General features: G+C 55.6%; 11 protein-coding genes and 1 pseudogene. 8 read left to right on the top strand and 4 right to left on the bottom strand.

The window, feature by feature from the left end:
- Positions 1 to 150: 150 nt before the first annotated feature.
- Together HFM78_RS09310 and HFM78_RS09315 are read right to left on the bottom strand one after the other, a co-directional pair.
- Positions 151 to 1,818, bottom strand: coding sequence for a M61 family metallopeptidase (locus HFM78_RS09310; RefSeq protein WP_287129166.1), 1,668 nt, complete (start codon positions 1,816 to 1,818; stop codon positions 151 to 153).
- Positions 1,818 to 2,681 (bottom strand): universal stress protein, encoded by an 864-nt coding sequence (locus HFM78_RS09315; RefSeq protein ID WP_287129167.1) that lies wholly within the window; start codon positions 2,679 to 2,681, stop codon positions 1,818 to 1,820. Before HFM78_RS09315 ends, HFM78_RS09310 begins: the two co-directional genes overlap by 1 nt.
- 43 nt (positions 2,682 to 2,724) lie before the next feature.
- Between HFM78_RS09315 and HFM78_RS09320 the strand changes: the two genes are divergently transcribed.
- From HFM78_RS09320 to rpsR, 3 genes are read left to right on the top strand one after another with little or no spacing between them, the layout of a single operon-like run.
- Positions 2,725 to 3,090 carry a YraN family protein gene (locus tag HFM78_RS09320; protein ID WP_287129168.1) on the top strand — a complete coding sequence of 122 codons (366 nt, stop codon included), beginning with the start codon at positions 2,725 to 2,727 and terminating at the stop codon, positions 3,088 to 3,090.
- Positions 3,091 to 3,137: 47 nt separating this feature from the next.
- A complete protein-coding gene (gene rpmG / locus HFM78_RS09325; protein ID WP_287129169.1) occupies positions 3,138 to 3,329 on the top strand; it encodes a 50S ribosomal protein L33 in 192 nt (63 codons plus the stop codon).
- A 5-nt stretch (positions 3,330 to 3,334) separates the two neighbouring features.
- Positions 3,335 to 3,556, top strand: coding sequence for a 30S ribosomal protein S18 (gene rpsR / locus HFM78_RS09330; RefSeq protein ID WP_287129170.1), 222 nt, complete (start codon positions 3,335 to 3,337; stop codon positions 3,554 to 3,556).
- A 34-nt stretch (positions 3,557 to 3,590) separates the two neighbouring features.
- On the opposite strand, the pseudogene HFM78_RS16285 reads toward rpsR, so the two are convergent.
- A pseudogene (locus tag HFM78_RS16285) lies at positions 3,591 to 3,902 on the bottom strand (restriction endonuclease); the annotation flags it as partial.
- A 232-nt stretch (positions 3,903 to 4,134) separates the two neighbouring features.
- Between HFM78_RS16285 and HFM78_RS09335 the strand changes: the two are divergent.
- Together HFM78_RS09335 and HFM78_RS09340 are read left to right on the top strand one after the other, a co-directional pair.
- Entirely contained in the window at positions 4,135 to 6,336 is a 2,202-nt protein-coding gene (locus HFM78_RS09335; RefSeq protein WP_287129171.1) for an ATP-dependent RecD-like DNA helicase, read from the top strand.
- Between the two features lie 319 nt (positions 6,337 to 6,655).
- Positions 6,656 to 8,191: a hypothetical protein gene (locus HFM78_RS09340; protein WP_287129172.1), complete on the top strand. Its 1,536-nt coding sequence runs from the start codon at positions 6,656 to 6,658 to the stop codon at positions 8,189 to 8,191.
- Here HFM78_RS09340 and HFM78_RS09345 read toward each other — a convergent pair.
- Positions 8,188 to 8,682 carry a peroxiredoxin gene (locus HFM78_RS09345; protein WP_287129173.1) on the bottom strand — a complete coding sequence of 165 codons (495 nt, stop codon included), beginning with the start codon at positions 8,680 to 8,682 and terminating at the stop codon, positions 8,188 to 8,190. The genes HFM78_RS09340 and HFM78_RS09345 overlap by 4 nt on opposite strands.
- 93 nt (positions 8,683 to 8,775) lie before the next feature.
- On the opposite strand from HFM78_RS09345, the gene HFM78_RS09350 reads away from it, so the two are divergent.
- The 3 genes from HFM78_RS09350 to HFM78_RS09360 form a co-directional block, all read left to right on the top strand.
- On the top strand, positions 8,776 to 10,212 hold the full coding sequence (locus tag HFM78_RS09350; RefSeq protein WP_287129174.1) for a SagB/ThcOx family dehydrogenase: 1,437 nt from the start codon (positions 8,776 to 8,778) through the stop codon (positions 10,210 to 10,212).
- A 186-nt stretch (positions 10,213 to 10,398) separates the two neighbouring features.
- Complete coding sequence (ndk, locus tag HFM78_RS09355; RefSeq protein ID WP_287129175.1) at positions 10,399 to 10,848, top strand: nucleoside-diphosphate kinase; 450 nt, start codon at positions 10,399 to 10,401, stop codon at positions 10,846 to 10,848.
- On the top strand, positions 10,849 to 11,438 hold a 590-nt coding region (locus tag HFM78_RS09360), incomplete at its 3' end, for a CHC2 zinc finger domain-containing protein (RefSeq protein ID WP_287129176.1).

Consider the following 11,438-nt stretch of genomic DNA (forward strand, 5'->3'; position numbering starts at 1 on the left):
GCAGTTAACCGGTATTGGCAGTCGTCGAGTTTAGTAAAACTCATCGGCTAAGGGGCAGGTCACGGCTCCACTATCCGACCCACTCCTCTTGCTCTGCGTCAGTCCTAAAGTTCTCAAAGTCCCCTTTTTTAAGAGAGATTTAGGGGGATTTTAGCGACTTAGCCAACGTTGGTAGCGTGCCTGTTGCAGGGACGTGATGGTGGGTAGCGGCACGAGATTGTAGCGGACGGGCAGGGGCGGGCCGGGCTGGAGGAAGGTCTGCTGGAGTTCGTCGCGCCGGAAGTACTGGAGGGCTGAGGGTTGGTCTGGGATGTATTTGAGCAGGTCATTCCAGGTCCGAGACGTGACGCGATAACCATCTAGGGCAACAAGCTCATCACCAGGACAGAGACCTGCACGTTGGGCCGGGGAAGTAGTCTCGATACTCTTGATGATGGGACGGTCTTCTCCTAACTTAATTCCGGTGTAAGGAATGTTACCCTGTTCAATCGTCAATTGTAGTCCGAAAGGGGCGAGATATTGGTCATAGGGCAGTGGTGCAGTGCCCTGGATATATTGTTGATAAAAGTCAGGCATTTCCTCACCCGCGACGGCCTCAATAGTTGCCCATAGTTCAGCCTCAGTATAGGGGTGTTGCTGATGGGTCTGCCAGAGTTTTTGGACGACGAGATCGAGAGAGCTACCCCTGAGCCGTAACTGTAAATCCAACAATAATAAAACAACTTGACCTTTCAAGTAATAGGAAACACTAGAGTTAAGACTGTTCTCGTCAGGCCGATAGAGCTTGATCCAAGCATCGAAACTAGATTGAGCTAGGGACTGGACCGTCCGTCCGGGGGTAGTTTCTAGGCGGGTAATCGCATCGGAGAGTAAGTTCAAATAGCGTGTCGCATCATAGAACCCGCAACGATAGCCAATCAATTCATCGTAATAAGCCGTCGCCCCCTCACAGAACCATAGAACCGAGACATAGTTCTCCTGACTATAATCGAAGCGGTCTAGATTAACTGGACGCAACCGCTTCACATTCCAGCAGTGGAAGAACTCATGAGCGACGAGTTGGAGAAATTTCTCGTACTTCTCGCGGGGTTTAAAGTTGAGACGGGGGAAGAGTAGGCTAGTGCTATTGTGGTGTTCTAGTCCACCGTAACTATCCCCGAGATGTAGTAAGAACCAATATTCCGGGTAGGGCAACCCACCGAACATTTCAGCTGTGGTTTCAATAATTTTAGTCATATCGGGAATCATGACTTCCGGCTCACAATTGCCCCGGCCCCAGATGACGAGATGGTGGGGTTTATTGAGGACCGTGAAATCATAGTGGGCGTGGTGGCCCATCTCGACCGGAGAATCCACGAGTTCGTCGTAGGTCTGAGCTAGGTAAACGTTGTCACCCTGGGACGTGAGGCTCGTGGCGATTTGCCAGTTATCCACGGGCGGAATGAGGTGGACGGTATGGGGCTGGTCGCGGTGGTCTGCACATAATAAAAAAAGACAGGCTCCGTTGAAATAGGCGTGGCTAGTGTCGAGGTGGCTAGTGCGGACAGTCAGTTCTAGGGCGTAGATGCGGTACTGGACCGTGATTGCGGGGGTGCCGGGGGGGACTTGGATACGCCAAGTATTTTTGTTGATTTTTTGCCAAGAGCCGGTTGGACAGGTGAAATCTTGGAGGTGACGGCTATATTCACGGACCATGTAGGAGCCCGGAGTCCAGACGGGTAAGGACAGATCCACGGTATCCCTAGGGACCGGACAAGTCATCGTCACGGTAAACAAGTGCTGGAGTGGATCAGCGGTGACGGTATAGCGTGTAGTCATCAGGTAGGGGTTTTTTGAAGGAGAACGGGGCAGTGAGCGTGGGTCCGCACGTAATCAGAGACGGAATTGCCAAGGAGACGGTCCAAGTCAGGTAGGTTACGGGCAATCGTCGGGCGGCGGTCCTCACAACCGAGAATCAGTAGGTCAGCCCGTTGTTCCTCGGCAATCCGGCAGACCTCCGCGCCGGGGCCGCCCACGGTGTAAAAAGAACGGTACGCCACCCCCTGACTCCGCACAAACTCAGCAGCGGTGGCAATGACGAGGCTTTCATTCTCAGGATCTACAACTCGGCCTACTTCGTAGGGTTCGAGGGGCCGCGTGCGGATGCGGAGCAAGAGGAGTTCACTACCGGGGACTTGACGGGCCAAGTCAGTGGCGGTTTTGAGGGCAAATTTCGCCGCCATCGTATCGCTGAGAGCCACAGCAATGCGGTTGAAACGATTGGCATAGACGCCATCGCGCAACAATAGCATTGGACAGACTGCCCGCTGGAATACGTACTGACTGACAGAATTTTTGAGGATGGCGACGAGGTTATTCAGTCCCCGCGAACCCATGATGACGAGAGAAGCTTTGAGTTCGTCGGCTACATCACAGACCACATCCTTAGGATCGCCCGTCCGCAGACTGGTGTTGAACTCGTACTCAGGACCGAGCGGGAACTGAGCGGCGGCCTTGGCGAGGATTTCACGGGAACGGGCTAGACCCGCTAATTGTTTCTCCGCTGAGGGGAGGACCCGGTTGACATGGAGGACCGTGATCCGTGATCCGCGACTCGCGGGCATCTCTAGGAGGATCTTGAGCATTTGGAGGGGGGCCGGTCCCTCTTCAATGGCAACCAGGATATTGTTGAGCAGGGTCATGGGTGACGTTCAGCTATTTGTATGCAGTGTAGCAGTGTGCGTCATGGATGATCCCACTGGAGTCCAAGCTGAACAGTGGCTTGCGACTCAATTGGTCCAAGCGGGTTGGCAGGTGTTGGCCCAACGCTGGCGTTGTCCTTGGGGGGAGCTAGATCTGGTGGTCATGGGTAACAATCTCGTCGCCTTTGTCGAGGTCAAAGCTCGTCGTCGCCTAGGACCGGATGCAGGCGGTGCTCTAGCTGTGGGCCGGGGTAAACAGCGACGCCTGATCCGGGCAGCGGGTCTCTTCTTGGCTGACCACCCAGAGCTAGCGGAGGCGAGTTGCCGTTTCGATGTAGCCCTGATTGTGCTGGGAGCCGGGGGTTTTCAGTTGCGTGAATACTTGAGCGGGGCCTTTGAGGTGGAGTAGTACCAAAATCTGTGGTATTGTTGAATGTCTGGTTGAATTAAAGAATCATGGCAAAACCCGGCGCACGAATCATCATCACCCTGGAATGCACCGAATGTCGCACCAACAGCGACAAGCGCAAACCGGGCGTCTCTCGCTACACCAGCACCAAAAACAAACGCAACACCACCGGGCGGATGGAATTAAAAAAATTCTGCGCCTACTGCAATAAGCACACCACTCATAAAGAAACCAAGTGAATAACATGACGACGAATTTCCAGAAGAAGCGGGTCTCACCGATCCCGCCGAAGGACAAGATTGACTACAAAGATGTGGACATGCTTAAAAAATACATCACCGAGCGTGGCAAAGTCCTACCCCGCCGCGTGACCGGTCTAACCGCTAAGCAACAACGTGATATGACCGTTGCCATCAAGCGTGCCCGCATCCTCGCCCTTTTGCCCTTTGTGAATCCAGAGGGTTAACTAGCCGTTGTCCAACTACGGACATCACAGTGACTAGGACATTGCCGTAACTGAGTCCATAGATTTTCTGCCGGATAGAGCAAAATGGGCAAGATGATTGCGGTTGCTTGATACTGGTTACTTTCATGTCAATAGTTAAACCCGGAAAATCTAAGTCATTCGCCGTGTTGCCCTCTGCGAATATGTAGCCTTTATCCACGAGATATGTACGAAATTTTAGTTCTAAATAAGTACCGACAGCTTTGCCGTCAGTCACGCCGAACAGCGTATGTTCAGGGTGGGTGCTCTCAGCGGCAGAGAAAATAGCAGCTTCTTGGCATAGCGGGTCCGTTGTCAGCGTAGTCAATATAGTTTTCCTTTGGGGTTTTTGGGGTTTTTGCGCCGAAAGCATCAGTGACATTGTAGAGGCTTAGACTGAGCACCGATGACCAGAATTCGGCTATGCAGTTTGCTGCCTTGGAGAAAGCCGGGTGCACAAAAACCTGATTGAAAGCCCTCGCCGGTATTACTCCCCAAAATCTCCGAGCCCAACCTCCCCTGGGAGCACAGGGTAAAATAGATCAATCACGGGGATCAATATGACTGCCGCCGCTGAAACCCTGCACGCTTTGGTGGAGCGCGTCACCTTTCACAACCCGGAGAACGGCTACAGCATCCTCAAAGTAAAGGTTCCGCGCTGTCAGGATTTGGTGACAGCGGTGGGGAGCTTTGTGCAGGTCCAGGCCGGACAGACCCTTGCCCTTTCTGGGGTCTGGCGCGAGAACCCCCGCTATGGTCCCCAGTTTGAAGTCCACACCGCCCAGGAAACCCGGCCTGCTACCCTCAACGGGATTGAGAAATACCTGGGGTCCGGTCTGATTAAGGGGGTCGGTCCCGTGACGGCTAAGCGGATTGTCCGGCACTTTGGCCTAGAGACCCTGGCTCTACTCGATACCCAACCGCAACGGCTGATTGAAGTCGCGGGAGTAGGCCAAAAGCGCGTCCAGATTATCCAAAAAGCCTGGACGGAGCAACGGGCGATTAAAGAAGTCATGCTCTTCTTACAGTCCCATCAAATTAGTCCCCTCCACGCGGTCAAAATTTTCAAGACCTACCGGGAAGAGTCCATCCCCATCGTCACCCAGAACCCCTACCGACTGGCTCAGGATGTCTACGGGATTGGCTTTGTCACCGCCGACCAGATCGCTCGCAACCTGGGACTGGCCCCCGATGCGGAGTTCCGTTACCAGAGCGGTTTACTGTATACCCTGGAGACCGCCGCCGAGGAGGGCCACTGCTACCTACCCCAGACTGCGCTTGTCACCCAAGCCACCCAACGCCTCGCCCTCAAGGACCACCAACCGGACCCGGCGATCCTTTTGAGACTCACCCGGCAGATGGCGATTGAGGACCAGATCATAATGCATGGCGACCAAACGGGTCAATTTATCTGCTACAAACCGGCATTTTTTAGGAGTGAACAGCATCTGGCGGAGCGGGTCCACGCGCTGTTGAGCCGTCCTGTCACTGTGGACTCGGCCCGCGTAGACCACTGGTTAGACCGCTTCACCACCAAAATGGGATTACAACTCTCGGATGAACAACGACAGGCCGTCCAAATGGCAGCCTCAGCACGGGTGCTGGTCCTAACCGGCGGACCGGGTTGCGGAAAAACCTTCACCACCCGTACCATCGTCGCGCTCTGGCGGGCCATGGGGAAGACGATTGCCCTAGCCTCCCCCACGGGCCGCGCCGCCCAACGCCTCAGCGAAATGACCGGTCAAGAGGCCAAAACCCTGCACCGCCTCTTGGAATATGACCCGCGCACACGGGGCTTCAAGCGGGATATCCAGAACCCCCTAACCGCAGAAGCTATTGTCATTGATGAAGCCTCGATGTTGGATTTATTTTTAGCCAACAGTCTACTCAAAGCTGTTGCTCCCAATGCCCAGTTACTTATGGTCGGGGATACGGACCAACTCCCTAGTGTGGGTCCGGGGAATGTATTGCAGGACTTAATTCAGACGGGCTGTGTACCCGTAGTCCGGCTTACCCAGGTATTTCGGCAAGCCCAGACCAGCCAGATTATCAGCAACGCCCACCGCATCAACCAAGGCCAGTTCCCGCAACTCGAAACCGTGACCGACCGGCCCAAAACCGACTGTCTCTGGCTGGCGGCGAAGGAACCCGAACTCGGCGTCCAAGGGATCGGTCAGTTGGCGGTGGACCTCTTGCCCAAATTGGGCTTCAACCCCGCCCAAGACCTCCAAGTCCTCTGTCCGATGACGAGAGGCGAAGCGGGGACGCGCAACCTCAATAAAGTCCTACAACAACTACTCAACCCGCCTGCACCCACTAAAACGGAGATCGTCCGGGGCGGGATCACCCTCAGAGTTAACGACCGGGTGATCCAACTGGTTAACGACTACGACCGTGAAGTATTTAATGGCGATTTGGGAACAATTACTCAGCTCGATTTAGAGGAACAAGAAATTACGGTCCAGTTCGGCGAACGGTGTGTCGTCTATGATTATGCCGACCTCAATGAGATTGCGCTGGCTTGGGCGGTCAGTATCCACAAGAGTCAGGGCAGTGAATATCCCGTCGTCATCCTACCTGTGTACATGCAACACTCCATTCTCCTGACGCGCAACTTGATCTACACCGGGTTAACCCGTGCCAAGCAACTCGCCATCCTCGTCGGCCCCAGCAAAGCCATCGGTTTCGCGATCCAGCAGACCAAGGACCAGCAGCGGTTTACCTACTTGAGTCAACGGTTAACGCAATTGGTTCAACCCTAGGTTTGAAGGCAAGATGGGCTTTAACTGGTGATAGACGACGCGAAGAACTCTTCGGTTCAATTAATTAGAAAATTTTCGGAAATCACGGAGGTTTTTATTTATTGAAATGACCTTCCCGGGACAGCTTGAGGTAATCACTTAGGGCGAAATGGGGATTGACCGATAGACTTGGGAAGTCTGAAATTCATCCGCCCCCTTACGCAAGGTTGCCAGCAACCAGGGTGGGCACCCCCCCCATTTTTTGTCAATTCATCATAGCTCCTCGGATCTAAGCTGCACTTTCTGTCCGAGCGGGCAACTTTACCATGAGGATCTTCTCTTGAATCAACAAAAATCAGTCAAAACTTGGTTAGGTACTGCCTTGGGTCTATGTGCCCTCATCGCCCTGCCCGTGGGAGCCAGTCGCTTCAACGCCCAGCCCGCCCCGGCGGTTCACGCCCAGCCCACCGCCCAGCACCAATCTCTAGCCCGTGGTTCGCGGACCATCTTCATCCTCACCCTAGACCGCAACCTCTCGGTCCAAGGCATCCGCGACCTCTGGGTCCAGGGCCTCCCTAAGCACGCCCAAGCCCAGATCACGCCCCAGGGCACCGGCGCGGTCCTTACCGTCTGGACGACCCCCCAAACCCCGGCGGGGACCCACCGTCTGACCGTGGCAATGATGGGCCAAGCCGAACCTGTCACCCAAGTCGCCATTACCACGACCAGTGCGCCCTTAAGCATGGCTTACGGTCTCTGGACCCCGACCAAATGGGACACCTGTACCAAGACAATCCACGATAGCTACTCCGTGGTCGGACCCGATGGCAAACTCTATCCGACCTGGCATCCGACGGTGGATACTGCAACGGGCTGTACCTTCGGGCATGAACACGGACGGGACCCCAAGCTCTCTGACCTCTACAGCTTCTCGGGCGGGATGCCCTTTGGGGTGGCGAATGAAGCACAGATGGCGAATGACGCAAGTAGTATGCGCCACGAGGACCATGTGGGCCACAAAGTCGAGTGGGATAAAGGCATCCGGCTCACCCGTAAGACCAGTAGCGGCAATGTTTATACCGGTGTGAGCTGCGACTTCTTGGTCCATGTCCACCAGGGCAGTCACTCCCCCGATGCCTTCGGTAGCAACCTCCACGAAATTTCGTACTTTGTGCAATGTAGTGATGGTCGCAAGTTGGGCGTGACGAAGTTGGAAGCCTTTGGTGACCCCAGCATCATGACCCGTGGCTGTGACCGGACCAAACTCATCCAAGGTCCACCCGCCGAGCCTGAGGACTCTCCTGACGGCGACCACACGCGACGGATTCCCGATAGCTACTGTGTCAAGGAGTTCTTCTGGGTGCCCACTGGCGAAATCTCTAGCTACTATCTGGGTTTCCAAGAGATCTGGAGTGGCGAGAATTTCATTGTCAAACCCAACGGCACACCCTTAGCGTTCTTCGACCCGTACTTCTTAGTCCGTGATCCCAGCCGCTACTACGACCCCGGCAAGTCCAATAACCTGTCGCGCTCCATGGACGCTTGCTACTTTGTTGAGGCGAATGGGGATTCTGCCCACACGGGTTCTTGCGCCGCCGTGACCGACAAATTCAAGATTACCGATATCACCTGGGATGACCCGCGTTCGGCCTTCAAGGGGGTGCAGCGGCAGATCTTCTTCAACCGCACCATCGTCACCAACCTAGGCGGCGTAACCACTTGGTACACCGATCCCTTCGGTAAAAATGCCCAGACGACCCCCTTCACGGGGTCCATCAAACAGTACATCTCAGCGACGGATAACGGGGAAGAGGTTTCCGAAGGGGTCCGTATCTTCCGCGATTACCAAGACCCCACGGTCCACGCCCCGAACTAACTCCCCTGGAGTTCTTTGAGGGCTTGGCGGACTTCGCTACTGTTGCGGGTGGGGCTGACCTGGGTGAAGACCCGGCGCAGCAGCCCCTGGGGGTCCACGAGGTAGGTGTTACGCGCTCCGCCGGGGGCTCCGTACATCGCCCCGACCCGGCCCTGACTATCTGCCAACAGCGGAAACTTCAAGCCCTCACTGTCACAAAACTTCTGGTGGGAGTCCACCGTATCCACACTCACGCCCACCACCTGGGCGTTGAGCTTTTGATAGAGGGGTAAGTCTTGTTGAAAGCGACGCGCCTGCACAGTGCAGCCCCCCGTGAAGTCCGCCGGATAGAAGTACAACACCAACCACTTCCCCTGAAAATCCTTGAGTTGAAAATTCTTGCCGCTGTTACTAGGTAAGTTGAAGGCGGGGGCGGGTTGACCCAGCTGGGGCAGGGCAGCGAGGGGAGCGGCGAGGGCCAGGGCAACTAAGGCCGGAGTGAACTTAAACACGCGGGGCTACTCTTTACATTCCTTCGTATCGTACCCAGTCGGGTGGCAAGGCGTGAGCAGTTACTATGGCGATAGCTTGTCGCACGGCCCGCCATGTCTAGCTTTTGTGCCTACTACCACGAACAAACGAAGTATACGCCCGAGGGGATCGCCCGGAGTGCACGGCAGCTTGAGTGGGACCAGCAACCCCGGCCCTACAAAGAATTCACCACGGGTCAGAAGTTAGACCTCAAGCCCTATTTAGCTGAGCCTGAGTCAACAGGATTGCACCGCCTCTCCCGCTTGCTGTACCTGACCTACGGCGTAACAGCAGTGGTTCCCTACCCAAATCAACCGTTTTATATGCGGTCGGCTCCTTCCGCAGGCGGGCTTTATCCCGCTGAAATCTACCTAGTGAGTCGGGGGGGGCCGGCCCTACCGGCGGGTATCTATAACTATCAGGTCCTTAGCCATAGCCTGTTGCACTGGGAGCAGCCCGTCTGGTCTGGTTTACAGCAGGCATGTTTTGACCATCCTGCTTTGACCGGAGACCTAGCGTTGGTAGTGACAGCGGTATTTGCGCGCTCGGCTTGGCGGTACGCTGACCGGGCTTACCGGCGTATCTGCCTAGATACCGGGCATCTTTTGGGGAACCTGGAACTTGCCGCCAGTCTCACTGGGTTTACTTTGCAAGTGTGCGGAGGGTTTCAGGACGAACCGTTGGGTCACCTGCTGGACCTAAACCCCAGTGAGGAGGCCCCCTTATGTGTCGCGGCCTTGGGTCAAATGCGCATCCCAGGACCTACCGCGCTGTCCTCTCCCGTCGCCCAAGACTTCCCAACCGTGGGCGCGGGGCAGTTGTTGGCTTATCTACACCGCGCTTCCCAGATTACGGTTAGGACTCCACCCACCCCGGCAGCCCCGCGTCAGGATAAGTACAATTTCCCTTTCTGTCTCAAGGTCTCCACCCTCACCCCGCCCTTAGTTTGGCAAGACCGGCTGGCTGAGACGATGACCCACCGCCGTTCCACCCGGCAATACACCGGGGAGGACCTGACCTTGACCGAACTTAAGCAACTCCTCCACTTCACCTACCAGCCCCAGGATTATCCCTTTGATCCCGACCCAGACTATTTTGACCTGACGCTCTTGGAGACTTTTGTGGCGGTGATGGGCGTGATGGGTCTGGAGGAAGGTTGTTATTATTACGCGCCTGCTGTCCAGGAGTTACGCCAGGTCCGGTTTAAGAATTTTCGTGCGGAGGTCCATTACCTCTGTCTCGGTCAAGACTTAGGGCGAGATGCGGGGGCAGTGGTCTTCCATACAGCGGACCTGACGGCAGCCGTGGCCCGTTACGGGGAAAGGGCTTACCGCTATTTACACCTAGATGCGGGCCACCTCGGACAACGCTTGAACCTAGGGGCGGTACGTTTGGGCTTGGGAGTAAGCGGGATCGCGGGCTTCTTCGATGACCAAGTAAATGAAGTCCTCGGTATCCCCCGTGCGGAAGCAGTCCTTTACATCACTACGCTGGGTCGTCCGGTAAGTTAGCAAGCTCTCTGTTAAGCCAGAGTCCTAAGCGTGCATATCAATGGGACTACCGAACTATAAAGCCTCACTGCGCTGGTTCTTACCAAGATAGGGAATCGGCAAGCGGGTAACGTGCCCTAGGGTAGAGACGCCTCAACTACCCCCTGAACTCGGGGTACTATTGAAGCGAACGCTAGAGAGCATGGTGTGGAACGGACATTTCTTGCAGTAAAACCGGATGGGGTCCAGCGGGGCTTGGTGGGTAACATTCTGGGCCGTTTTGAGCAGAAGGGCTTCAAATTAGTTGCACTCAAGCTGATGATGGTCACGCCGGAGTTGGCCCAGCAGCATTACGGCGAACACCAGGGCAAGGGGTTCTTTGCGGGACTCGTGAGCTTCATTACCTCTGGTCCCGTGGTGGCGATGGTCTTTGAGGGGAAGGGGGTGATTGCGGCAGCCAGAGCGATGATTGGGACGACCAATCCCCTCAACGCACCGACGGGTTCAATCCGGGGAGATTTTGGAGTAGATATTGGGCGTAATATCATCCATGGTTCCGACAGTGTGGAGTCAGCCCAGCGTGAAATCGGTCTCTGGTTTAGCTCCGAGGACCTGACCGACTGGACTCCGGCGGTTACGTCCTGGATCTACGAGTAAATGAATCTGGATGCCCGGACGATTGATGAGGTCCGTCAACGGGCGGATCTCTATGACATCGTTTCCGAACGGGTCGTCCTTAAACGTTCAGGGAAAGACTTTCGCGGGATCTGTCCTTTTCATGAGGGGAAGAGCCCCAGTTTTTCGGTCAATCCGACTCGCAACTTCTATAAATGTTTCTCCTGTGGAGTGGGCGGAGATAGCGTCAGTTTCATCATGCGGCTGGAGAAGATTGCTTTTACGGAAGCTGTCCTAGCCCTGGCTCGCCGCTACAACATCCCGGTCCACAGTCACTCCCCCGAGGAACGAGCGGCCTATACCCGCAAGCTTTCCCGTGAACAACAGATTTTAGAGATTCTGGAGCAGGCGGCCCAGTTCTATCAACACGCTCGTCAATCCCCGATTGGACAGGTGGCCCGTGAGTATCTGCAACGGCGGGGACTGAGTGACGAGACTTGCCAACACTTTGCCATTGGTTACGCGCCGCCCGGTTGGAATGCCCTGACGACCCATTTACTGGAGCGCAAACGTTACCCCGCGCCCTTGGTGGAAGCGGCGGGGCTGGTGCGGGCGCGGGGTAACGTTTGCGC

The organism is Candidatus Cyanaurora vandensis, from assembly GCF_013285555.1.
Classification (GTDB): domain Bacteria; phylum Cyanobacteriota; class Cyanobacteriia; order Gloeobacterales; family Anthocerotibacteraceae; genus Cyanaurora; species Cyanaurora vandensis.